The following is a 22,465-nucleotide window of genomic DNA, read 5'->3' as shown; positions in this document are numbered from 1 at the left end:
CATGAACGAAAAGAGGCGTTTGCGCAGTGGAATTAACAGCCATGGAGCCCAGACGCCACAGTATGACAGCGCTTTTCATTGACGGGGAGTATGCTGTCAGCGTGGATACGGAAACACTGCTGCAGGCGGGTTGGAAACTTGGTCGGGACATTACCGACGAAGAACTGCATGAACTGCTGCAGAAGTCTGACACACACCGTGCCAGTGAGAAAGCACTGTATTTGCTGGAACACCGCAGCCACTCCAAAAAAGAACTGGCGGACAAAATTGCCCGCACGGTTTCGCGGGAAGCGGCAGAAGCCGCCGCACAGAAAATGGTGGACCTGGGGCTTGTGGATGACGATGACTTTGCGCAGCGGTTTGCGCGGGAACTGTACCGCAAAGGCTGGGCGAAGCGCCGCGTCTGCTACGAACTTTCCCGCAAGGGAATTGCACCGGAGATGGCGGAGCAGGCAGCGGAGGAAAATGAGCCGGACGCACAGGAAGCTGTGCTTGCGGTTCTGCGCAAAAAGTACAGGGATCTGTCAGATGAAAAAGTAAGGCGCCGTGCTTGTGCCGCTCTGCAGCGGCTTGGCTACGGATATGACGATATCCGCGCGGCGATGCACCGATACTCTACAAATGAGGATGAATGGGATGGCTGAATCAGTTGGAATCGTAAGTCTGGGATGCGCCAAAAACCAGGTGGACGGAGAAATGATGCTGGCAACGCTGGAAAAGGCCGGCTGGGAAGTTAAGGACGATGCCGCACTTGCAGATGTTGCAATCGTAAATACCTGCGGCTTTATCCAGAGTGCCAAACAGGAAAGCATTGATGAGATTCTTGAACTTGCCCGTCTGAAAAAAGAGGGGCAGATTAAGGCAATCGTTGTAACAGGCTGTTTGGCGGAGCGCTACCGCAGCGAAATTATGCAGCAGCTGCCGGAGTGTGACGCAGTGTGCGGCATTGGTGCGGATGCGGATATCAATTACATTTGTCACGCAGCGCTGGCGGGTGCTAAACCGGAAGCTTTTCCGGAAAAGGAGAAACTGCCGCTTTGCGGCGAACGCAAACTGCTGACACCCAGCTACTTTGCCTATTTGAAAATTGCGGAGGGCTGCGACAACCGCTGCAGCTACTGCGCGATTCCGCTTATCCGCGGAGGCTACCGCAGCCGTACCATGGAGGATATTGAAGCGGAAGCGCGTTCCCTGGTGATAAACGGCGCAAAGGAACTCATTTTGATTGCGCAGGACACCACCAAATACGGCTGGGACCTTTATGACCACAAGCTGGTGCTGCCCGAACTGCTGCGCCGTCTGAGCAAAATTGACGGCCTTGTGTGGATTCGGATGCTGTACTGCTATCCCGATTACATCACAGACGAACTGCTGGATGTTATGGCAGCAGAGCCAAAAGTGCTGCCGTATATCGACCTGCCTTTGCAGCACTGCAGCAAAAAAATACTCAAGGCCATGCGTCGCTGGGGCAGCCGTGAAGAATTGACACAGTTGCTTTCGCATATCCGCGAAAAGGTGCCGGGCGTTACCCTGCGCACCACACTGATTACCGGCTTCCCCGGTGAAACCGAGGAAGATTTTACCGAGCTGTGCGAATTTGTAAAGGAAATGAAATTTGACCGGTTGGGCTGCTTTGCCTACTCACAGGAGGAGGGCACTGCCGCCGCGGAAATGCCCAATCAGATTGACGAAGACGTTAAACAGCACCGTATGGAACTGATTATGGAAGGCCAGATGGACCGCACGCAGACCGCCGGCGAGCAGATGGCAGGGCAGGTGCAGACAGTTCTCTGTGAGGGCTGGGACCGCTACGCGGAGTGCTGGTTTGGCCGCACCGCCGCACAGGCGCCGGACGATATTGACGGAAAAGTTTACTTTACCGTGCCAAGCGGCGTGAAAAAGCCGGTTATGGGCAGCTTTGTGCAGGTGGAAATTACCGACTGCATGGATGGCGACCTTGTCGGTGAGCTGCGCCCGCCAAAGGAGGCGTAAAAATGAACCTGCCCAATAAACTTTCGCTTGCCCGCATTATTCTGGTGCCGGTGTTTGCAGCGTTTTTGCTGGCAACTTCACTGCCCGGTCATTACGTTTGGGCACTGTTGGTTTTTGCGGCGGCGTCTTACACAGATCATCTTGACGGAAAAATTGCACGAAGCCGCAATATGATCACAACTTTTGGGCAGTTCCTTGACCCGCTGGCAGACAAGGTTTTGGTCATGACGGCGCTGATCTGCTTTGCCAGCATGGGGCTGTGCAATATCTGGTTTGTGTTGATTATTATGCTGCGCGAATTTGCGGTGACTTCTCTGCGGCTGGTGGCGGTGGAGTCCGGCAGAGTGATTGCGGCCAACAAATGGGGCAAGACCAAGACGGTTTCGCAGATGATTGCCGTACTGGTGGTACTGATTCTGCAGAGTATGCAGGAGTTGGGTGGCTTTTATGCCGCGTCGGGCGCATTTTTGCTTGTTGGAAACATCTTTGTGGGCATTTCCTGCGTGTTCACCATTATCAGTGGTGTGATTTACATTAAGCAGAATTATCAAGTCATCAACACCATGAAATAATGTGCGGCTGTTGACTTTTTGTGAGCGGAAACATATAATAAACGTATCGTGTATGAAATGCTGGGAACGGAAGAAGTAACAGGGTAACGGTGAAAGAGAGAAAGCGCCATGGGCTGAAAGTGCTTTTCACCGAACCTCTGCGAAGCATGCGTCCGGGAGCAGGCAGGGGGAAATCCCTGCACGGTGGGAGCCGTTATCGTCCGAGAGTGAGAAACCGGAGTGGAACCGCGGAATTTTTTCGCCTCCGTCTGTGCAGGATGTTTCCTGTACAGGCGGAGGCTTTTTTCGTTCTCCGGTCTTGCGCACCGACACAAGGAGTGTTACCATGTTTAATAAGCTAAAAGCAGAGATTGATTCCATTATGGAGCGTGATCCCGCCGCACGCAGCCGACTGGAGGTCTATTTTCTTTACAGTGGGTTCAAAGCAGTGCGCAGCTACCGCAGGGCGCACCGGCTGCTGGAAAAAGGGCATCCGTTTTTAGCGCGGTGGGTCAGCCAGAGAGCACGGCATAAAACGGGCATTGAAATCCATCCGGGTGCAAAAATCGGCAAAGGTCTGTTCATTGACCACGGTATGGGCGTTGTGATTGGCGAAACCGCGGAAATCGGTGACTACTGCACGCTGTACCAGGGGGTAACACTTGGCGGCACTGGTAAGGATAAGGGTAAGCGCCACCCAACGTTGGGCAACAATGTGCTGGTTGGTTCCGGCGCAAAGATCCTTGGCCCAATGACCATCGGCGACAATGCCCGCATTGCCGCCGGCGCGGTTGTACTGGACGCAGTGCCTGCCAACGCGACCGCTGTCGGTGTTCCGGCGCGCGTGGTGCGCATTAACGGCGTGCGTCCGGATAACCTTGATCAAGTGCACGTAACCGACCCGGTTGCGCAGGAACTTTGTCGCATGAATGTAATGCTGGAGCGCGTGGAAAAGAAGCTGGGGGTCGAACAGGCCGCCGCTGACCAGCAGTACGAGGATGAATTTGATAAAGAACAGACGGCAAAATAATAATCGCAAGCAAGCTTTAGAAATTACTTTCTGTCGCTTTCTTAGAAAGCGACTAGGGGTGGGGGCGAAGCCCGCCACGGTCTTGTCCTTAGCAGCATAAAAAAGCAGCTCTGGGCCGCAAGCCCAGGACTTTAAAGCTACTAGTAATTAGTAGCGCTTTAAAATGTAAATAATAAAATATTGAAAAATATAACACGGAACTTGTTTAAGGAAAAAACAAAATTCTGCAGGGGGAATACTGTTCATGAAACTCTATAACACACTTTCACGCCAGAAAGAGGAGTTTGTACCGATTACGCCAAACGAGGCAAAGATTTATGCCTGTGGGCCGACCGTGTACAACTTTGTTCACATCGGCAACGCAAGACCAATGTGCGTGTTTGACGTGCTGCGCCGCTACTTGGAGTACAAGGGGTACAAAGTGACCTTCGTGCAGAATTTTACGGATATTGATGATAAAATCATTAACCGTGCCAATGAGGAGGGCACAGACTACCTGACTGTGAGCCGCCGCTACATTGACGAATACAAAAAAGACGCAGCCGGACTCAACGTGCGCCCCGCCAGTGTACATCCGCTTGCAACGGAAAACATTGACGGCATTCAGGAAATCATTTCCACGCTGATTGAAAAGGGCTACGCCTATGCGGTGGAAAACGGTGACGTCTATTTCCGCACATTAAAAGATAAAGGATACGGCAAGCTGAGCCATCAGCCGCTGGAAGATTTGCAGGCGGGCGCCCGCATTGCGACCGGCGAAGTGAAAGAGGATGCCATGGACTTTGCCCTGTGGAAAGGCGCAAAGCCTGGCGAACCTTACTGGGAATCCCCGTGGGGACACGGCCGCCCCGGCTGGCACATTGAATGCTCCGCAATGGTGCGTCGTTACCTTGGCAAGACCATTGACATTCACTGCGGAGGGCAGGACTTGATTTTCCCGCACCATGAAAACGAAATCGCCCAGAGCGAATGCTGCAACGGCGTGCCGTTCTCCCACTACTGGCTGCACAACGGTTACATCAACGTGGACAACAAAAAAATGAGCAAGAGTCTGCACAACTTCTTTACCGTGCGGGACGTTGCCAATGCATATGGCTACGAACCCATTCGTTATCTTATGGTTTCCGCACATTACCGCATGCCGATTAACTACAACGAAGAAATGATTGGGCAGTGCAAAGCTTCTCTTGACCGCCTTTACAACTGCCGCGACAATTTGGCATTTGTGCTGAAAAACGCGCAGTCCGGCGCAAAGGACAGCGATGCTGCTGTTAAAGAAAAGTTGGAAAACAGCCGCGCAGCCTTTGAAGCGGCAATGGATGACGACCTGAACACTGCCAACGCGGTTGCCGCGCTGTTTGAAATGGCAAAGACCATTAACACGGAACTTTCCGCAGACAAGGCACCCGGAAAGGAACTTTGCCAGTACGCCTATGACCTCTTTACAAAGCTTGCGGATGTGCTTGGTCTGCTGTACAGCCGCCCGGCGGCCGGAGCAGAGGCAGACGACGGCGAAGCTGCCGAAATTGAAGCGCTGATTGCACAGCGCGCGCAGGCACGTAAGGAAAAGAACTGGGCGGAAGCCGACCGTATCCGCGACGAGTTCAAGGCACGCGGCATTGTGCTGGAGGATACCCCGCAGGGTGTGAAGTGGCACAAAGCGTAAAAATTGAATTGTGAACAGATAAAAGGAGCACAGGTACTGCATGAATTTACAGTGCCTGTACTCCTCTTTTTAGTTCAAGCGTATTGGTTCAATTTTTCGAAAAGCGGTGCGTGAATTTGATTTGTATGGTACTGTGCGGCTCGTTGTGCCATGACGGAAAGACTGCTTTGACAAACCTTTTTTATTTGACCAGTAGTGCCGCCTTTTTGCACCTGGTTTTCCAGCAGTTCCGAATAACCGCTGGAAATCTTTCGTTCTGCCGCATCAATCTGCGCTTTTAAGCTGTCCATCATTCGGGTGCGGTCAGAGGGGGGGAAGTCCCGCTGGATGGTTTGGCGAATAGATGTATAGAGGGAAGAAATGTAATCAATGCGGTTTTGCAGCTTTTCAGCACCGAAACTGCCATCTACAGACAAATCAAGCCCACGCAGGTCAAACTGCAGCCGCGCCAGAGCTTGTTCTGCGGCGGAAATTCCAGAGGAAGCCGGCTCGGAACGCAGCCCTTGCAGATAACCGTTTGGTGCTGCATCCGAAGCAGCAGGTAAAACACGATGGTATGAATCTTCACCGGCAGGCAGACTGTGGGTCAGGCTGACCGTGTCCTGCTGTAGACCGCCGCTGCGCATGGTTTGCTGCGGAACTTGCTCTGAGTTTTGCCCGCTTATGTTGTATTTGGCATCAATATTTGAATTTTTGTTTGTATAAGAATTGTGTACGAACTGCAGGGAATGAATCATTCTATTTCTCCTCAAGTCAATCAATGTACAAGCTGCACTGTATAAAAACTTACATATAGAATAATCGCACACTGCACTCAAATTCTCAATATCTTTCTAATGGAATTTTCGCAAAAAAGCACTCTGTAAAGACAAAATTGGAAACCTTTACAGAGTGCCTTTTGTGAATGATCACTATTTCCCTGCCCGGTCAAGCAAATCAAGCAGTTCATCGATTTTTTCGTCCGGATTGCCGCTTTCCACCGCTTCCGTTACACAGCAGCGCATATGCGCGTGCAGAATTTCACGGTTCGCTTTCTGCAGAATCGCCGTGGCCGCCTGCAGCTGGTTGCTGATGTCAATGCAGTAGCGATCATCGTCCACCATTTTCATTACACCGTTCAGCTGCCCAATCGCGGTTTTCAACAGGCGCTGTACGGTTGCCTTGTCCGCCTTCATCAGGCTTCCTCAACTTTGCCGGGCCGGTAGCCCGCTTCGGTGACTGCTTTTTGCAGGGCTTCGTCGGTTACCTCTGCGCCGCAGGTAACAGCAGCATTTTTCTGCTCCAAGCTGACGTTTGCTTCGGTGACACCCGGTACTTTTTGCAGGGCTTCGGTAACGTGCGCTTTGCAGTGCTCACACATCATACCTTCAATGAAAATTACTTTTTTCATGGGAACAGCTCCTTTAGAATGAATTGAATTATTTTGTGTACTGGGAATAGAAACCGCCGGCGTTTTTTCCGCCAGGAAGCGCTGTGTCTGCTTTGGCTTAAAAAGCCGCAGACGAAGCGCATTGGTCACAACAAATACGCTGCTTAAACTCATTGCCGCCGCCGCGAACATGGGGTTCAGCTGCCAGCCAAGCAGGGGGTAGAACACACCGGCCGCCAGCGGGATGCCGCAGACGTTGTAGAAGAATGCCCAGAAAAGATTCTCTTTGACATTGCGGATGACTGCGCGGGAAAGTTCGATTGCGGTGACAGCATCCAGCAGGTCGCTTTTCATCAGCACGATATCGGCGCTGGCAATGGCGATGTCCGTGCCTGCGCCGATGGCAAGTCCAACATCGGAGCGTGTCAGCGCCGGCGCATCGTTGATGCCGTCGCCGACCATGGCAACTTTGTGGCCTGCTTCCTGCAGGGAACGCACCTCGCGTTCCTTGTCCTGTGGCAGCACCTCCGCGACGGCGCGGTCAATGCCAAGCTCGGTGCGGATTGCTTCCGCAGTGCGGCGGTTGTCGCCGGTGAGCATGACCACGGAAAGGCCCATGTGCCGCAGCGCCCGCACAGCGGCTTTGCTGGTCGGCTTTACCGGGTCTGCCGCGGCAATCATGCCGAGTGAGCGGCTGCCTTTGGCAAAGTAGAGCGGTGTTTTGCCCGCTTCTGCCAACGCCTGTGCCTGCTGTTCCAGTGTGGAAATATCCGCACCGCATTCATGCATGAATGCTGCATTGCCGGCACTAAAGACTTCACCGCTGAGTTTGGCACGCACGCCGCGTCCGGGAACGGCTTCAAACTCCTCCGCTTCCTGTATGGAAACACCCTGTTCTTTGGCATACTGTAAAACAGCCTGCGCCAAAGGATGCTCGCTGGGCTTTTCCAGCGCGGCGGCGGTTTGCAGAAGCTCTGCTTCGGTAAATGGTGCCTGCGCCAGCACATCGGTAACGGCGGGGCGGCCCTGCGTCAGGGTGCCGGTTTTGTCCAGTACCACGGTGTCAATGGTGTGCGCAGTTTCCAACGCTTCAGCGGATTTGTAGAGGATGCCGAACTGCGCGCCTTTTCCGGTGCCGACCATGATGGCGACCGGCGTGGCAAGGCCGAGTGCGCAGGGGCAGGAAATGACCAATACGGCAATGCCCGCACGAAGTGCAAACTCCGGTGCATAGCCCAGCAGCAGCCAGATTACAGCGGTCACTGCGGCAATCGCTATGACAATGGGAACAAAGACCCCTGCGATTTTATCCGCCAGACGGGCAATCGGTGCCTTGCTGCTGCCCGCGTCCTCCACCAGATGTATAATTTGCGAAAGGGTAGTATCGTCACCGACCTTAGTGGCGCGGAACACCAGCCGGCCGGTGCCGTTGATGGTGGCAGTGATGACTTCATCCCCTGCCTGCTTTTCCACCGGAATGCTTTCGCCGGTAATGGCGCTCTGGTCCACAGCGGAAAGGCCGTCTGTTACCACACCGTCCACCGGAATACTGGCGCCGGGGCGCACAACCACCAGTTCGCCGGTCAGCACTTTGTCAATCGGAACTTCCTGTTCCGTGCCGTTTCGCAGAACCACGGCAGTCTGTGGCTTTAGGTCCATTAATTTTTCCACGGCTTCGGTGGTCTGCCCGCGGGAGCGGCTTTCCAGATATTTGCCGACGGTAATTAATGTTAAAATCGTTCCCGCTGATTCAAAGTATAAATCCATATGGTACTTTTCTGCAAGTGCCATATCGCCGGCGGCAAGGCCGTTGCCCATGCGGCAGATGGCAAAAACACCGTAGGCCACGGCGGCGGTGGCACCAATAGCAATCAGGCTGTCCATGTTCGGCGCGCGGCCAAAAAGGGAGCGGTAGCCGTTAATGAAGTAGCTGCGGTTTGCATAGGCAATCGGCAGCAGAAGAAGCAGCTGTACCATGCCGTAGGTGATGGCGTTTTGCATACCGGAAAGAAACGACGGCAGCGGCAGTCCAATCATATGACCCATAGAAATGTAAAAAAGGGGAATAAAAAAGATAAGCGATAAAATCAGCCGGCTTTTCATGCTGTGCAGTTCTTCTTGAGCCCGCTGACGCGCAGTTTTTTCTGCGGCGGCAGGATTTTTTCCAACCGGCTGCGCACCATAGCCAGCTTTTTTTACAGCAGCGCAGATGTCGCCGTCAGAGAGCGCGGCTTCGTCAAACTGTGCGGTCATTGTGCCGGAAAGTAGATTTACATTGCAGTCCTGCACGCCCTGCAGGGTGCTGACCGCTTTTTGTACATGCGACTGGCACGCCGCACAGGTCATGCCGGTCACTGTAAATTTTTCTTGTTTCATAAAACCTCCTTTACGGAATCGGCAGCAGTTGTTTCGTCAGTATTCTTTGCGAATATTATAAAACCATGCGCAAATCACCCCACCCCTGGGGCGTATTGTTAGTATATGCTTACGAAAGCAAAAAGTCAAGCACAAACTGCTTGACAACGGAATAACATGTGTATATAATGAACGTATGAACAGATATTCATATGTTCATACGTTCAGGAAAGGGTGAAGTATTATGCCGGATAAAAATGGAATGGAACGCTGTGACTGCCTTTGTGTACATGAGGATATTGTAGATAAAGTGCAAAGGGAAGTGCCGGACGAAGAGGTTCTGTATGACCTTGCGGAGCTTTTTAAAGTTTTTGGGGACAGCACGCGCATTAAGATTCTGTACGTTTTATTTGAAAGTGAAATGTGTGTGTGTGACATTGCACAGCTGCTCAACATGAATCAATCCGCAATTTCGCACCAGCTGCGTGTTTTAAAGCAAAATCAACTGGTAAAATACCGGAGGGACGGCAAAACTGTTTTTTATTCGCTGGCAGATGACCATGTGCGAACAATTTTGGGAACAGGGATGGAGCACTTAACGGAATTAGGTGCGGCAAAGTAAACAGAAAATAATAGCTGCTTTTCACTGCTGCGCCCTTACGGTAATGTTTTCGCCAGCCTTGTTCACAAGGCTGTAGGGTGTGGGGCAAAGCCCCACGACCTTGCCCGTAAAGCCCTTGGTACGAAAAATAAGTACACAGCGGCGTTGCCTGCGGCGGCGAAGCTACGCCGACAGAAACAGCATGGAATGCAATTTTTTCAAACTGCGGGCAAAGTGCAAAGACCTCGGGAACCACCTTTTGTCCGCTGCGCGGACATTTCCCCTGTTAGGGGAATCTCCCCCAGTCGCTTTCTAAGAATGCCCCGCGGGGTACGCAAGCGACGAAAAATAATGAAAGAACCAAAACTCAAAACAATTTACAGGAGGCCAGCATCATGAAAAAACGTTTTCAATTACAGGATCTGGACTGCGCAAACTGTGCGGCGAAAATGGAAGAAGCCATTAACAAAATCGACGGCGTAAACAGCGCCACAGTCAGCTTCCTTTCCCAGAAAATGACGTTGGACGCGGCGGATGACCGCTTCGACGAGATTGTAAAGCAGGCTGCAAAGGTCTGCAAAAAAATTGAACCGGACTGCACGATTGTCGTGAAGTAAAACTTACCCGGTTTCCGACTTTTCAAAATCTGCGACTGAGAAATGAGGAAAAATCATGACTGCAAAACAAAAACGAACGCTTTTCCGTATTCTGCTGGCAGCGGGGCTGCTGGTTGTGTGTGTGCTGCTGCCCGTGGCGGGTGTGCTGAAATTTGTATTGTTTCTGGTGCCGTACCTGCTGGTGGGGTATGATGTGCTGTGGAAGGCTGTGCGCAATATTGCACACGGGCAGGTGTTTGATGAAAACTTTCTGATGTGTATTGCAACGATTGGCGCGCTGGCAGTTGGGGAGTACCCGGAAGCAGTCGCTGTCATGTTGTTTTATCAGGTGGGGGAGCTGTTCCAAAGCTACGCCGTTGGGCGTTCCCGCAAAAGCATCAGCAAACTGATGGATATTCGTCCGGACAGCGCAAATCTGGAAGATGCGGACGGTTCTGTGGCTGTCGTTGATCCGGAGGAGGTTCCGGTTGGCAGCGTGATTGTGGTAAAGCCCGGCGAGCGCATCCCGTTGGACGGTACGGTGCTGGAGGGACACAGCATGGTGGACACCTCCGCACTGACCGGCGAAAGCGTTCCGCGTGAAATTTCCGCGGGCGCACAAGCTATGAGCGGATGTATCAACCAGAGCGGCGTGTTGCGCATTTCCGTAACAAAAGAATTCGGCGAATCTACGGTAGCAAAGATTCTGGATTTGGTGGAAAATGCGAGCAGCAAAAAAGCAAAAGCGGAAAACTTTATTACAAGGTTTGCACGGTGGTACACGCCAATCGTTGTTTTTGCGGCTGTGGCGCTGGCGGTTCTGCCGCCGCTGATGCTGCATGAGTCTTTTCAGAACTGGCTTATGCGTGCATTAAATTTTCTGGTCGTTTCCTGCCCCTGCGCGCTGGTCATTTCGGTGCCGCTTAGCTTCTTCGGCGGAATCGGTGGCGCCTCCCGCAGCGGCATTTTAATCAAGGGCGGCAACTACATGGAAACGCTGGCGGATACAGAAGTGGTTGTGTTTGATAAAACCGGCACGCTGACAAAAGGAACATTCCGTGTAACGCAGATGGCGCCGCAGGGCAGTGTAAGCAAGGAACAGCTGCTGGAAACCGCCGCTCTTGCGGAAAGCAGCAGCAACCACCCGATTTCACAGTCTTTGCGCGCGGCGTACGGCGGGGAACTTGCACCGGCCCGTGTCACGAATGTGGAGGAAATTGCGGGCCACGGTGTAAAGGCGGTTGTGGATGGTCGTACGGTGCTTGCGGGCAACGGAAAATTGATGAAACAGGCAGGAATTCCGTATGAAGAAGTGACGCTGCCCGGTACAGTCGTGCACGTTGCGGCGGATGGGGTTTATCTCGGCTGCCTGCTGATTTCCGATGAGGTAAAGCCGGATGCAAAGGAAGCCATTGCACACCTGAAAGCAGAGGGCGTCAAGCGTACCGTTATGCTGACCGGCGACAGCCGCGCGGTTGCGCAGGCGGTGGCAAAGCAGCTCGGTGTGGATGAGGTTCATGCGGAGCTGCTGCCCGGCGACAAGGTGGATGCGGTGGAAAAACTGATGCAGGAAAAAACCGGCAGTCTGGTTTTTATGGGTGACGGTATCAATGACGCACCGGTGCTGGCGCGTGCGGATGTTGGTGTTGCCATGGGCGCGCTGGGCAGTGATGCGGCAATTGAAGCGGCGGACATCGTACTAATGGACGACAAGCCCGCGAAGCTGGCGGCAGCGGTGGGCATTTCCCGCAGAACACTGCGGATTGTGCGCCAGAACATTGTGTTTGCGCTTGCAGTCAAGCTGCTGGTTCTGGTGCTTTCGGCGCTGGGCCTTGCGAATATGTGGGCGGCAGTTTTTGCCGACGTTGGCGTGTCTGTCATTGCAATTCTCAACGCTACGCGCGCACTGCATGCGGCGAAATAAAAGCCAAAGGAAAAAGCAGATGAAGTTGTACTTCAAAACGCTAAATCATCTAATTTTCGGCACTTCTACACAATAATCAAAATAATAAAAGCAGTTGACAAATAAAGGATTAAATGCTAAAATATTATTACAAATTATTCTATATTCTATAGGAAATGTTAATATGAAAAAATGTAACATTCATGTAGCAGCTGTAATTGCTGCATTCTTAATTGTTACCAGTATGGCTGCACCTGCAAGTGCGGCAATGAGTAATCAGATAATCACAGATGGTGTTATTTACAATCAAGTGACAGATGACAGTTCTTTAACTGAAAATTTTATTGATAAAACAACACATATGACATTCTCTCAATTAGGAAAGAAGTATGAGGAATATTGTGTTGAACAAGGTCTGCCAGATTTAGATGCACAATTGAATGAAAACGTAGCCCCCGATACGATTAAAGTACAAATTAACAATTTTGCACAGCATGAAGTTGATAAAGGTGTTATTCCCAATACTGCTGAAGCGAAAGCAAATGTGGCAATTTCGGCAGCAAGGTCTGCAATTTGGAATTTGGCTGATCAACTTAAATCAAGGGATCCCATGGCAGTTGCATTTTTACAGCATTCTTTACAGGACAATCCATCCAATTTATATTATGCGCCAAGCACTGCATTTGCTGGAGAGGTTAAGGGCTCAAGGGAATGCAGAAACTTGGTAACAAATTATGTAAATTATGTAAATTATGTAAAAAGAATGCACTTTTCAAAGTATTCTTCAGGAAATCAATCCACCATATTGAATAGTACCGAAGATTTGCATTTAGCGTTGAACCAAGTTAATTTTGTAGAGTCGGGCAGTAAAAACAGTGTGGGTAATTGGAACTTATTTATAACTTTTTCTGATACATACGATTTTGACCCTTCATGGGGTTCTGAAGGTGCGGCTACTATCATGAATAACATAGCGGCATATGCACAACAGGGCGGAGTGATTGTACCGTACCGGGTACAAATAAAAATCGGCACTTCGTTTGTAGGTTAATTTGACATTTTCACTTGAAAAGAAGGTGCTTGTTTGTACTCTTTATTTATATTCTTGCTGTTTCTTTTCCCATGCATTGCCGCCTTTGCGGAACCTACACTGTTTGCAGTTTATTTTGCGAAAGACAGAAAAGTGTTTTGGGTAGTTGGTGTGCTTCTCAGTTTATTTGCTGTTTTGCCTTGTATCTATTCCCTTTTGGTTGGACTGTTCGGGATTGGTCCTGGACTAACGGATACGCCCGGTTCATCGGTAGCACCAAACTGGAGTGCAAGTTTAATTTGGAACGGCGGAATACAATTGGCAGCAGTCATCCTGCAAATCCCGCTTTTTTGGTATGCACACCGTGTGAAGGAACAAAAACGAAAGGCACATTATTTTCTGGGTGCGGGTTTTGTGTGCGGTGCTGTTTCCGCGATATGGACGCTTACGCTGGTATGCGGTCGGCATTAATCAAACCAACGCTCCCGTTGCTATAAATTCATTTTTACATTTCCATTTTTCAGAGCCTGTGTTTTCACAGGCTCTTTTTGTATTTTTATGAATAGGTAGAAAAAACTTTTCTCAAAATTTTAATCGTAACTACCAATTTTTCTGCCAAAGCTATATAATAAAGAAACAATGGACAAGGGGCACTGGCAGAGATGGCCACAGCGGTGCAAAAGGAGAAAGATATGGAACAGAAAGAAAAAACATTTGAAAGCACATGGATTATGCTGGTCTGCATTTCCGTTGCATATATTGCGGGCGGTGTGCTGCTGCTGCTGTTTCCGCAGGTTTCTCTGCCGGCGCTTTGCCAAGCGATGGGTATACTGCTGATTATTGTCGGGATTGTACTGATTTTTGCCTACTTTCTGCGCAAGCGCTACCTGACTCCCGGGCATTTTGAGTTTGCGGGCGGAGCGGCGTGTATTTTGTTGGGCGTTTTTGCATTGATGCGCACCGGAGAAGTTGCATTTGCGTTCAGTCAAATTCTCGCGCTGCTGGTGCTGGGGGACAGTTTGGTTAAGCTGCAGTATTCCACTGACCTTCTGCGCCTGCAGGAGAAAAAGTGGTGGGCAGTGCTGGTGGCCGCGGGAATCAGCATCGTGCTTGCCATGACTGCGCTGGCGAATCCTTTTGGAAAAGATCAGGACAGGCTGACCTTTACTTATGTGGTCCTAATTGCGGACGGTGTGCTGAACATTGCCGTGGTGCTGTTCCTGCGCTACGCACACCGTGTTTACGAAAATCAGATTTTAAAAAACTCAATGGAAGATACAGAAGAATTCCAGCCGGAAGAGTATGGGGAGTAACCCTGAAACTCAGCAGGCTTTTTGACTGTCGTCTGCGGATGCTGTTTCCGCAGACGGCAGTTTTGCGTTTTCTGCTTGATAATGCTTTCCCCAGGCAGCCATGGCATCCAGAACAGGTTTTAAGCTTCTGCCAAGGTCCGTCAGGGTGTATTCCACGCGGGGCGGCACTTCCGCGTAAACTTTGCGTGTCAGCAGACCGCTTGCTTCCATATCGCGCAGGTTTGCAGTCAAAACTTTCTGTGTGACCTTGCCGATTTCTTTTTTCAGCTCGCCAAAGCGTTTGGTTCCGGCCATCAGGTGGTTTAAAATCAGGACTTTCCAGCGGTCGCTGATGAGGGTCAGGGTGGTTTCCACTGGGCAGGCGGGCAGTTCTTTCCGATAAAGCATGGCAGATTCCTCCTCTTTAGTATCCAAAAAGATACTACAGCACAAAAAAGTGCTTACTTTACAATAGATACGAATAGGCTTATTATATACCTACAGGCTGACAATCGCAAGCATTTAAAAACATTGAATATTATCAGCAACAGGAGGAAATGCAGCATGAACAAAATCGTAGAGGAACTGAAAAAAACCGGTACATTTTTTGTGGCAACAGAGGACGGCGACCAGCCCCGCGTGCGTCCGTTCAGCAGTGTCACCGAAATTGACGGCAAACCGTATATCTGTACCAACAACCAGAAAAAGTGCTATGCGCAGATGATTAAGAATCCGAAGGTGGAAATCAGCGGCATGCAAAAAGACGGCTCGTGGATTCGTGTAACAGCCAAGCTGGTGCGCGATGACCGTGACGAAGCGCGTGCGGAAATGCTGGCGGATCCCACCGGCCCCAGCAATCTTTACAAGCTTGGGGATAAAATTTTTGAGGTGCTGTGCCTTGAGAATGGTGTCTGTACCAAGTATTCCATGACCGCAGAGCCGATTGTCATTCAGTGAACATAAGAAATGCACAGAAGCCAGACAAAATGTTGATAAGTTACTTTCCGTCGCTTTCTTAGAAAGCGACTAGGGGTGCGGGGGCAAAGCCCGCCGCGAGCTGCTCTTGATTTTAGCAGCATGAGAAGCAGGTCTGGGCTGCAAGTCCAGGGCCTTGACTTGGTACACAAAAATTTATGTTATTAACAAAGCCGCTTGGGCGCAGTTTGCCGGAGCGGCTTTTTCGTGCCTGCCGGGAAGCATTAGTCGCCAACGGCTAATTTTTCGCATAATTTACGGGGAGGGCGAAAGAGGTGACTGATATGAAAGGAATCGATGTAAGTGAGCATAACGGTACGGTTGACTGGCAGATGGCGAAAAACGCCGGTTTGCAGTTTGCCGTTTTGCGCTGCGGCTACGGCAGTGACCTGCAGAGTCAGGACGACCCGACCTATGTACGCAACGTGCAGGAGTGTGAAAGACTTTCCATTCCGTACGGGGTTTATTTGTACAGTTACGCGCTGACTGTGGAGGATGCCAAAAGTGAGTTGGCACACATTCTGCGGCTGGTAAAGGGCTGCAAACCACAGTTTCCAATCTATCTGGACATGGAGGATGCGGACAGCTACAAAAAGGAAAACGGAATGCCCAGCAGGCGGGTGCTGACCGACATCATTAAAACCGTGTGCCAGGGACTGAAAAACGCTGGCTATTTGGCGGGATATTATGTAAATAAGGATTGGTACACAAATTATATTTACCCCGGTGAACTGCAGGAGTATCACTTTTGGTACGCAAGGCCCGGTGTGGAGCAGCCCGACAATGTATGCGGAGTGTGGCAGGATTCTTTCCCGGAGACCGGCGGACGTTGGCCGGGTGCCAATATTCCCGGTTCGGGCTGCGACACGAATATTTCTTATGAGAATTATCCCCTTTTGGTGCGCAAAGAGGGCCTGAACAACTGGATAAAGGAAGGAGGGGGAAAAGTGCAGAAAGCAGCTTCCGCCGCAACCGGTGGAGTCGTTTGGACAAAATGCATAATTGATACGACAATGGATGTCACCAAACCCGCAGGTGTCTGTTACACTGTGAAGATGACCTGCAGCGAGCGCCCAGTCATTCGCGCGGGAACAGACGGTGTGGTTTGTATCTGCCCAGTCACCTCTGCCGGAGAAAATATCTGGCTGTGCAATTTGGTGGGGTTCGGCAAAGGAGAAAGCGGTATTTATACAGAAATTGCAGGGGAAGACCCGTGCAAGCGCTTTGTGTATAAGGTACAGTAAAAAACTGAAAAATCTGCAAAATAAAAGTCTGTCCGCAGTGGCGCGGGCAGACTTTTTCCGTATTTAACCTGTAGCTTTTCGGTAATAAGAAAGTGCTTTGCACCCCATACTAAGGGGGCAGGGAAAAAACCGGACAGCGTGTGCGGGTAGGAGAGACCTACACACATTTGTCAGGGAAAAGAGGGTGCAGACATGGCAATGGAGAATACTGAAAAAAACGGTATGACGGTCGGCGTTGTTGTGGCGTCGGAACAGACAGTGCTGCAGGAAAAGAGCAGTGTGGCACTGGAGTATTGGGGAATGTGGCTGATGGGAGGAGGTCTTTACTGCCTGTTGGAGGTTGCGTGGCGAGGCTGGACGCACTGGACAATGTTTTTGGTGGGCGGCACTTTGTTTTTGCTGATTGGCACGGAGTGCAGGCAAAAAAAAGAGAAGTGGTCGCTGATTTCGCAGGCGGTACTGGCGGGGCTTACCATTACCGGAGGTGAGTTCTTGGCGGGCTGTGTGGTAAATTTAGCTTTGCACATGCGCGTCTGGGACTACTCCAACCAGCCTTACAACCTGTGGGGACAGGTTTCACTGATTGCATCACTTGGCTGGTGCATGGTGGGGCTGTGTGCAATTCTTCTTTATGACGTACTGGCGTGGCTGCTTTTTGGGGAGGAGCGTCCACACTATAAACTGCTCTGAAAACAGAAGATTATACAGAAAAAGGAAAACCAAAGCGGAATTTGTGCCGTTTTGGTTTTCCTTTTTTGCGTGAAGGATATTCACGTTCCCTACTAAGGAACGGAAAACAAAGAATATACTGTAAGAAATATGACGAATTTTGACAGAAAGACCAACACGTGGAGTGAATTGCATGAAAAACAGAAGAAATAAGAAAATGTTGTTCCCTAGTACGGCAGTGCTGCTAATTCTGACGCTGATGGCTGCTTTGCTTACCTGTACACCCGGCAAAGCCGAAAGCGCAGCACAGCAGTGGACAATTAACCATGATATCTCTTTTACAGTTGTGAAAGACAGCACGGTACTGCAGACTGGCGGGCAATGTGTCAGTTTTACAGGCAGCCTGCGTGCGGCCTGTTTGGAGCAGACCAGCAGTACGATTTTTGTGCTGCTATACCGCGATGACGGGCTGTATGTGGATTTCTATCGTCAGGGAAGCAAAGAGCTGGTTTGCGGTACCTTTCCAATGCCTTTTAGCGCGGAAAACGTATCTCTGGAAGCGGGAGTTGACCCCACAGGGAAAATCTTATATATTTGCTGCCGTATGGGCCAAGGCAGTGGGGAGGTTTACCGCATACAGGAAACAGGCGGCGAGGCGTTCTGCATAGCAGAGACTTCTTCCGCCAATGTAATTTGGAACAGTCAGGCGGCGGTTCAGCAAGCAAACACTGCATCTGCTTCGTCACAGGAGAGCATTCCTGAAAGCAAATCGGAAAGCCAGCCAAATTCAATGGTATCTTCTGAAGAAAGCAGTGCACCCGAATCACAGGTGCAGCCGGAGAGCAGACAGGAAAGTTCAACTGCTTCGGTTAGTTCTGCGGCAAGCACACCGCAGCAGATAAACCGGATTTACCGCTGCAGCGGACCGTTAACGGTGGCAGAACTGCAGCAGATGGTTTTGGAACTGCACCCTCAGCAGATTGCCGGGCAGGAAACAGTGCAGGTCTTTACTTCCAAAGGTGTGGAGCGCAAGACCGGTTCGCTGACGACTGGGGACGTGCTGCAGGACCGCCGCGAGGGCAAAGTGGAAACGGTGCAGCTGGTCATCCCCGGTGATTTGTGCGGCGGCGGCCGTCCGAATCAAGCTTCATACAGCCTGCTGCGCAGCTGTGTGGCAGGCGGGGCACCACTGAGTGGGCTGACAGCTTACGCAGCAGACATGACGCAGCCTTCAGGTGACATTGCGGCAGATTCACAGCCGGAGCTGACTGCCGCAGATTTGCTGCTGCTGAAACGTGCGGCCGATATTGCCTGAACGGCAAAGAGTTTTGAATGGAGTTACCGCTTTTTTGGCGGAAATTCGGAAATATCAGAAATCAGCCGGACGTGCTTACAGCCAATCAGCAGTTTCCACAGACCAATTAGAAAGGTAAAAAACAGGAATACAGCCATTAAAATTTTTTTCATAGGGGGGCCTCCTTACTAGATTGCGGGGTAAACTTTTATTTCTATTTTATGCAATACTCTTTTCAGAAGCATTAACAAATTTATAACAAGCAGCTTGCCGCTTTCGCGAAAAACGCCTATACTAAAGTTATCAGAGCTATTTGCGGAGGAAAAACATGAAACAGACAACAAAAAGTGCAGTTTGTGCGGCACTGCTGCTGTGCCTGCTGACCGGCTGCGGCGCACGGCAGACCACAGCATCACAGATTTCGGAGCAACATGCGTCATCCAAACAACCGCCGGTCTCCGCTGCGCGGAGTGAGAAAGCTTCATCTTCTGCCGTGTTGCAGGCGGTATCCAGTGAAGCATCAGCCGCTTCTTCACAGACAGAGGAACAAACGGAACTTGACAACATGACGCTTTCGCAGAAAGTTGGACAGCTGTTTTTCCTTTGCTTTCGCAAGGATACGGACGGAACCAATCTTTTTACTTACAATGATACAGTGAAAAACACCATACAAGCCATTCAGCCAGGCGGTATCGTTCTGTTTGGAGAAAATATCCATACAACTGCGCAGGTGCGCCGGCTCATTCAAAATATGCAGCAGGACTGCAAAACACCGCCGTTTGTCGGCATTGACCAGGAGGGCGGCGCAGTGCAGCGTGTTACGGAAACGGAGCTGATTCCTGCTACCGTGGTTCCCTCCATGTGGCGGGTCGGACAGACCGGCAGCACGGCGCTTGCAAAGCAGGTGGGCGGTGTGCTGGCGAGCGAACTGAGCGTTTTTGGCTTTAATCTTGACTTTGCACCGGATTGTGATGTCTTTTCAAATCTCAATAACACAGTAATCGGCACGCGTGCATTTTCCAGTGACCCACAGCAGGCGGCGGTATTTTCCACAGCGGTCAGCGCAGGCATTCGCGGGCAGGGAGTCATTCCGGTATGCAAGCATTTTCCCGGCCATGGGGATACCGAGGCAGACACCCACGAAGGATATGCGGTGGTAAACAAAACATTGGAACAGCTGCAAAAAACAGAATTGGTGCCGTTTGAAGCACAGATAAAAGCCGGTGCGGAAATGATTATGGCGGCGCACATCAGCCTGCCGAAAATCAACGGCGACAACACCCCGGCTTCCATGTCAAAAAAAGTGCTGCAAGGACTGTTGCGGGAGGAACTGGGCTTTTCCGGTGTCATTATTACCGACGCGCTGAATATGGGCGCGGTGGCAGACAACTATACATCCGGAGAGGCGGCGGTGCGAGCGGTGCAGGCTGGTGCGGATATGCTGCTGATGCCCGAAGACCCGCAGGCGGCCTACAATGCTGTACGAAAAGCCGTGCAGGACGGTACCATTCCACAGTCACGCATTGAGGAATCTGTTAAGCGGATTTTAGCACTGAAAAAGAAATATAAACTCTTTTCCAAAAGAGAACTGGGGGACGAAAGTCTGCTTGGCTGTGAGGAGCACCAACAGGTTGTTGCACAGATCAGCTGACTGTTTTTACCGGCGGATTCTCTTCGCTGCGGCCTGCACAAAGTTAACGGCCAGTACCGGTTCGCTCAAAAAGTAAAGGCGGGCAAAGCTGGCAAAAACGGAGCCGTGCGCAAAGCCGCAGGCCCACTGGGAACCGTTTTCGGTATGGAACAGCAAATCTGCACCGCGTGCATCGGTGTCCTGGCCGGGTGCGGTAAACACCCGCAGATGGGTACCTTTGCCGCAAAGGAAATTGTCCTGCCAAACGGTTAGACGTGTGCAGCCGCCCTGCGGCCTTTTGCCGCGAAAGCTGCGGCCCGGCAGCACACCGCACATTGCGCGGGAAGTGCCGCTGCGGTTTTCAATGGACTGTCCCAGATACAAAAATCCGCCGTCTTCTGCAAGGGTCGGCAGGCCATCCAGCACAACTCGGCGGATGCTTTCCCGCATGGAAATGTTGCGCGAAAGGGCGTCGGCGTACTGTTCCGGCAAGGTGCCGCCAAGGTAAAGTGCTTCGCAGGGCGGCAGCACGGAGTCCGCAAGCGGGCTGAAAGGAATCAGCACTGCGCCGAGGTGCTCCAGTAATTCAAGGTTTTCCGCGAAGCGGCAGCAGAAAGCGTCATCCTGTGCAACGGCAATGCGCGGAGCCTGCTGCGTAACGGGCTGGCTTGGCAGTAGGGCGGGACTCAGCGGCTCCGCGCTTTGGGCAATTTGCAGAAGCAGAGTCATGTTGGCCGTGCGTTCCAGCTGCTGCACCAAAACTTGAATTCTGTCCTGTGAAGTGCTGCCTTCCGCTTTTGGCAGGTACCCGGCGCAGGGCAGACCGGTTTCTCTCTCAAGCACCGTTGCCAGGACTTGGTACTGTGCTGCACAGCAGGAGTACAGTAACAGTGCCTGTATACCGCTTTTTGGCCGGAAATGCAGCAGCCCCTGCACTTGTGCAGAAAGGGTCAAAGCCGACTCCTGCGGCCGCAAAAGGAGCACAACGGGCGTTCGCGTAATGCTGGCGATGTCCCAGGCACTGGAAAGGTCTGAGCCTGCGGCTCCGTCAAAAAAACCGCTGCCGCCTTCCAGTACAGCCAGCTGACTATTGCTGGCATCTGCGTACAGCAGGGACTGCATCGTTTCTTCCGTTGTCAGGAAATGGTCAAGACACCGGCTTTTTACGCCGGGAATCTGCTGATGCAGCGCAGAACTGCCGCAGCCTGCACCGCACTGAAAAGCGGTGGGAAGCAAGCCGCGGTCAGCGGCTGCCTGCAGAAACGCACAGGTCAGTTCGGTTTTGCAGATATCCGGCTGTGCGGCGGCAAACAGCAGGCGTGGGTAAGCAGGCATGGCAGAAACTCCTTTTCAATAAAATAAAAAGAGGTTTTCCACCAAAAAACAGATTTTGGTGGAAAACTTCGTCGATTTGTTTAAACTTACGGGTTGTCACCAAGTTCAGTGGCAAGCAGTTCCAGAATTTCACCGTAGCGGTAGCCGCTTTCCTGTACTGGCTGACCAACTACAAGCACATTGACTGCAGCTTCTTCAGCGGCAGTCATTTTTTCTGCAAACCCGGATTCTTGGCTGTTTCCGCGGACAATCAGCCAGTGAATGTGAAACTGCCGGAAGAGAGCGGCGTAGGCTTCTCTGCTGAGGGCGCTTTGCGCAGCAATGATGTGGCTTCGTGGAATCTGCGCAGCTTCGCAGGCCTGCAGGGAGGCAAAGGTTGGCTGTATGTGGGCAAAAACACGCATGCGCGGCAAGTTGGCAAAGCGGCGGATGTCATCGCTGCAGATGGAAAGCAGCAGGTTTCCCTCAGTACACAGCAGCAGGTCAGAGGCTTCCTCTGTGTTGGAAACGTAACGAATGCGCTGACTTGCACTTTTGGTGCGCAGCAGCCGCAGGTACGGTACACCGCTCGAGCGTGCGGCGGTGCGGATTTCTTTGGTGACATCTGCGGTACAGGGATGAGTGGCATCGATGACCCATCCGAAATGTTCCTGCTGCAGGAAGTGGCAAATGGCTGGCTCATCCATGCTGCCGGTGTGAATATGTACGCCCTGTGGAAGCGTGGTTTCGCTGCTGCCCGCAGCAACGCAGGCGGTAACTTCCAAAGGCATGGTGCGCAGTACCTCGGCAAGGCGGCGTCCTTCCGCATTGTCGGCAAACAATAACAGCTTTGGTTTCATGGCTCTGTTCATCCCCCCGGCGGCATTTCCCCGCCGAACATAAACTGATGCTGCAGTTTCTGCGCTGCTTTCTGCTTTGCCGCAGACAAAAAGG

Annotated in this window: 23 protein-coding genes; 16 read left to right on the top strand and 7 right to left on the bottom strand. The window is 51.5% G+C overall.

The features are described from left to right. Positions 1-26 precede the first annotated feature (26 nt). The 5 genes from H6X83_RS12760 (at position 27) to cysS (ending at position 5,239) form a co-directional block, all read left to right on the top strand. The gene (locus H6X83_RS12760; protein WP_212506837.1) at positions 27-644 is read left to right on the top strand and encodes a regulatory protein RecX; all 618 of its coding nucleotides are present in this window, start codon (positions 27-29) and stop codon (positions 642-644) included. Further along, positions 637-1,992, top strand: a complete 1,356-nt coding sequence (gene rimO, locus H6X83_RS12755) for a 30S ribosomal protein S12 methylthiotransferase RimO (protein WP_212506836.1) — start codon at positions 637-639, stop codon at positions 1,990-1,992. The genes H6X83_RS12760 and rimO overlap by 8 nt, the downstream gene beginning before the upstream one ends. 2 nt (positions 1,993-1,994) lie before the next feature. Continuing rightward, positions 1,995-2,564 carry a CDP-diacylglycerol--glycerol-3-phosphate 3-phosphatidyltransferase gene (gene pgsA / locus H6X83_RS12750; RefSeq protein ID WP_212506835.1) on the top strand — a complete coding sequence of 190 codons (570 nt, stop codon included), beginning with the start codon at positions 1,995-1,997 and terminating at the stop codon, positions 2,562-2,564. A gap of 325 nt (positions 2,565-2,889) precedes the next feature. After that, positions 2,890-3,573, top strand: coding sequence for a serine O-acetyltransferase EpsC (gene epsC / locus H6X83_RS12745; protein WP_212506834.1), 684 nt, complete (start codon positions 2,890-2,892; stop codon positions 3,571-3,573). Positions 3,574-3,817: 244 nt separating this feature from the next. Further along, positions 3,818-5,239, top strand: coding sequence for a cysteine--tRNA ligase (gene cysS / locus H6X83_RS12740; protein WP_212506833.1), 1,422 nt, complete (start codon positions 3,818-3,820; stop codon positions 5,237-5,239). Positions 5,240-5,313: 74 nt separating this feature from the next. Here cysS and H6X83_RS12735 read toward each other — a convergent pair whose 3' ends face one another. From H6X83_RS12735 to H6X83_RS12725, 3 genes are all read right to left on the bottom strand, one after another. Then, positions 5,314-5,976 carry a hypothetical protein gene (locus H6X83_RS12735; RefSeq protein WP_212506832.1) on the bottom strand — a complete coding sequence of 221 codons (663 nt, stop codon included), beginning with the start codon at positions 5,974-5,976 and terminating at the stop codon, positions 5,314-5,316. 174 nt (positions 5,977-6,150) lie between these two features. Further along, complete coding sequence (locus H6X83_RS12730; protein ID WP_212506831.1) at positions 6,151-6,414, bottom strand: metal-sensing transcriptional repressor; 264 nt, start codon at positions 6,412-6,414, stop codon at positions 6,151-6,153. Beyond that, a complete protein-coding gene (locus H6X83_RS12725) occupies positions 6,414-8,984 on the bottom strand; it encodes a heavy metal translocating P-type ATPase (protein ID WP_212506830.1) in 2,571 nt (856 codons plus the stop codon). Before H6X83_RS12725 ends, H6X83_RS12730 begins: the two co-directional genes overlap by 1 nt. Positions 8,985-9,207: 223 nt before the next feature. Here H6X83_RS12725 and H6X83_RS12720 point away from each other — a divergent pair, with 223 nt between their 5' ends. From H6X83_RS12720 to H6X83_RS12695, 6 genes are all read left to right on the top strand, one after another. Continuing rightward, positions 9,208-9,585 (top strand): ArsR/SmtB family transcription factor, encoded by a 378-nt coding sequence (locus H6X83_RS12720; protein ID WP_212506829.1) that lies wholly within the window; start codon positions 9,208-9,210, stop codon positions 9,583-9,585. A 374-nt stretch (positions 9,586-9,959) separates the two neighbouring features. After that, positions 9,960-10,181 carry a cation transporter gene (locus H6X83_RS12715; RefSeq protein ID WP_212506828.1) on the top strand — a complete coding sequence of 74 codons (222 nt, stop codon included), beginning with the start codon at positions 9,960-9,962 and terminating at the stop codon, positions 10,179-10,181. A gap of 55 nt (positions 10,182-10,236) precedes the next feature. After that, a complete protein-coding gene (locus H6X83_RS12710) occupies positions 10,237-12,084 on the top strand; it encodes a heavy metal translocating P-type ATPase (protein WP_212506827.1) in 1,848 nt (615 codons plus the stop codon). Positions 12,085-12,247: 163 nt separating this feature from the next. Beyond that, positions 12,248-13,114: a hypothetical protein gene (locus H6X83_RS12705; RefSeq protein ID WP_212506826.1), complete on the top strand. Its 867-nt coding sequence runs from the start codon at positions 12,248-12,250 to the stop codon at positions 13,112-13,114. Between the two features lie 297 nt (positions 13,115-13,411). Then, on the top strand, positions 13,412-13,564 hold the full coding sequence (locus H6X83_RS12700) for a hypothetical protein (RefSeq protein WP_212506825.1): 153 nt from the start codon (positions 13,412-13,414) through the stop codon (positions 13,562-13,564). A 221-nt stretch (positions 13,565-13,785) separates the two neighbouring features. Then, entirely contained in the window at positions 13,786-14,406 is a 621-nt protein-coding gene (locus H6X83_RS12695; RefSeq protein ID WP_212506824.1) for an HdeD family acid-resistance protein, read from the top strand. 9 nt (positions 14,407-14,415) lie between these two features. Here the strand turns inward: H6X83_RS12695 and H6X83_RS12690 are convergent, their stop codons facing one another. Further along, the gene (locus H6X83_RS12690; RefSeq protein ID WP_212506823.1) at positions 14,416-14,793 is read right to left on the bottom strand and encodes a winged helix-turn-helix transcriptional regulator; all 378 of its coding nucleotides are present in this window, start codon (positions 14,791-14,793) and stop codon (positions 14,416-14,418) included. A gap of 156 nt (positions 14,794-14,949) precedes the next feature. Between H6X83_RS12690 and H6X83_RS12685 the strand changes: the two genes are divergently transcribed. From H6X83_RS12685 to H6X83_RS12670, 4 genes are all read left to right on the top strand, one after another. Beyond that, entirely contained in the window at positions 14,950-15,342 is a 393-nt protein-coding gene (locus H6X83_RS12685; RefSeq protein WP_212506822.1) for a pyridoxamine 5'-phosphate oxidase family protein, read from the top strand. Positions 15,343-15,644: 302 nt separating this feature from the next. After that, on the top strand, positions 15,645-16,604 hold the full coding sequence (locus H6X83_RS12680) for a glycoside hydrolase family 25 protein (protein WP_212508590.1): 960 nt from the start codon (positions 15,645-15,647) through the stop codon (positions 16,602-16,604). Between the two features lie 192 nt (positions 16,605-16,796). Continuing rightward, complete coding sequence (locus H6X83_RS12675) at positions 16,797-17,294, top strand: putative ABC transporter permease (RefSeq protein ID WP_212506821.1); 498 nt, start codon at positions 16,797-16,799, stop codon at positions 17,292-17,294. Positions 17,295-17,466: 172 nt separating this feature from the next. Further along, positions 17,467-18,588 (top strand): hypothetical protein, encoded by a 1,122-nt coding sequence (locus H6X83_RS12670; RefSeq protein WP_212506820.1) that lies wholly within the window; start codon positions 17,467-17,469, stop codon positions 18,586-18,588. Between the two features lie 23 nt (positions 18,589-18,611). On the opposite strand, the gene H6X83_RS14705 is transcribed toward H6X83_RS12670, so the two are convergent. Further along, positions 18,612-18,740, bottom strand: a complete 129-nt coding sequence (locus H6X83_RS14705; RefSeq protein ID WP_281390973.1) for a hypothetical protein — start codon at positions 18,738-18,740, stop codon at positions 18,612-18,614. 155 nt (positions 18,741-18,895) lie between these two features. Here H6X83_RS14705 and nagZ point away from each other — a divergent pair, with 155 nt between their 5' ends. Next, a complete protein-coding gene (gene nagZ / locus H6X83_RS12665; protein ID WP_212506819.1) occupies positions 18,896-20,218 on the top strand; it encodes a beta-N-acetylhexosaminidase in 1,323 nt (440 codons plus the stop codon). 6 nt (positions 20,219-20,224) lie between these two features. On the opposite strand, the gene H6X83_RS12660 is transcribed toward nagZ, so the two are convergent. Both H6X83_RS12660 and H6X83_RS12655 read right to left on the bottom strand, forming a co-directional pair. Continuing rightward, positions 20,225-21,532: a cobyrinic acid a,c-diamide synthase gene (locus H6X83_RS12660; protein ID WP_212506818.1), complete on the bottom strand. Its 1,308-nt coding sequence runs from the start codon at positions 21,530-21,532 to the stop codon at positions 20,225-20,227. A gap of 86 nt (positions 21,533-21,618) precedes the next feature. Beyond that, complete coding sequence (locus H6X83_RS12655; RefSeq protein WP_212506817.1) at positions 21,619-22,371, bottom strand: precorrin-6A/cobalt-precorrin-6A reductase; 753 nt, start codon at positions 22,369-22,371, stop codon at positions 21,619-21,621. Positions 22,372-22,465: the final 94 nt, after the last annotated feature.

The organism is Caproicibacterium amylolyticum (assembly GCF_014467055.1).
Classification (GTDB): domain Bacteria; phylum Bacillota; class Clostridia; order Oscillospirales; family Acutalibacteraceae; genus Caproicibacterium; species Caproicibacterium amylolyticum.
Note: the sequence above shows the minus strand (reverse complement) of the source record. Positions and strands in the feature narration are given on the sequence as shown.

Bases quoted from the DNA above. Each gene is read 5' to 3' on its own strand.
- rimO (WP_212506836.1), top strand. From the start codon at position 637: ATGGCTGAATCAGTTGGAATCGTAAGTCTGGGATGCGCCAAAAACCAG.
- pgsA (WP_212506835.1), top strand. From the start codon at position 1,995: ATGAACCTGCCCAATAAACTTTCGCTTGCCCGCATTATTCTGGTGCCG.
- epsC (WP_212506834.1), top strand. From the start codon at position 2,890: ATGTTTAATAAGCTAAAAGCAGAGATTGATTCCATTATGGAGCGTGAT.
- cysS (WP_212506833.1), top strand. From the start codon at position 3,818: ATGAAACTCTATAACACACTTTCACGCCAGAAAGAGGAGTTTGTACCG.
- H6X83_RS12735 (WP_212506832.1), bottom strand. From the start codon at position 5,976: ATGATTCATTCCCTGCAGTTCGTACACAATTCTTATACAAACAAAAAT.
- H6X83_RS12730 (WP_212506831.1), bottom strand. From the start codon at position 6,414: ATGAAGGCGGACAAGGCAACCGTACAGCGCCTGTTGAAAACCGCGATT.
- H6X83_RS12725 (WP_212506830.1), bottom strand. From the start codon at position 8,984: ATGAAACAAGAAAAATTTACAGTGACCGGCATGACCTGTGCGGCGTGC.
- H6X83_RS12720 (WP_212506829.1), top strand. From the start codon at position 9,208: ATGCCGGATAAAAATGGAATGGAACGCTGTGACTGCCTTTGTGTACAT.
- H6X83_RS12715 (WP_212506828.1), top strand. From the start codon at position 9,960: ATGAAAAAACGTTTTCAATTACAGGATCTGGACTGCGCAAACTGTGCG.
- H6X83_RS12710 (WP_212506827.1), top strand. From the start codon at position 10,237: ATGACTGCAAAACAAAAACGAACGCTTTTCCGTATTCTGCTGGCAGCG.
- H6X83_RS12705 (WP_212506826.1), top strand. From the start codon at position 12,248: ATGAAAAAATGTAACATTCATGTAGCAGCTGTAATTGCTGCATTCTTA.
- H6X83_RS12695 (WP_212506824.1), top strand. From the start codon at position 13,786: ATGGAACAGAAAGAAAAAACATTTGAAAGCACATGGATTATGCTGGTC.
- H6X83_RS12690 (WP_212506823.1), bottom strand. From the start codon at position 14,793: ATGCTTTATCGGAAAGAACTGCCCGCCTGCCCAGTGGAAACCACCCTG.
- H6X83_RS12685 (WP_212506822.1), top strand. From the start codon at position 14,950: ATGAACAAAATCGTAGAGGAACTGAAAAAAACCGGTACATTTTTTGTG.
- H6X83_RS12680 (WP_212508590.1), top strand. From the start codon at position 15,645: ATGAAAGGAATCGATGTAAGTGAGCATAACGGTACGGTTGACTGGCAG.
- H6X83_RS12675 (WP_212506821.1), top strand. From the start codon at position 16,797: ATGGCAATGGAGAATACTGAAAAAAACGGTATGACGGTCGGCGTTGTT.
- H6X83_RS12670 (WP_212506820.1), top strand. From the start codon at position 17,467: ATGAAAAACAGAAGAAATAAGAAAATGTTGTTCCCTAGTACGGCAGTG.
- H6X83_RS14705 (WP_281390973.1), bottom strand. From the start codon at position 18,740: ATGAAAAAAATTTTAATGGCTGTATTCCTGTTTTTTACCTTTCTAATT.
- nagZ (WP_212506819.1), top strand. From the start codon at position 18,896: ATGAAACAGACAACAAAAAGTGCAGTTTGTGCGGCACTGCTGCTGTGC.
- H6X83_RS12660 (WP_212506818.1), bottom strand. From the start codon at position 21,532: ATGCCTGCTTACCCACGCCTGCTGTTTGCCGCCGCACAGCCGGATATC.
- H6X83_RS12655 (WP_212506817.1), bottom strand. From the start codon at position 22,371: ATGAAACCAAAGCTGTTATTGTTTGCCGACAATGCGGAAGGACGCCGC.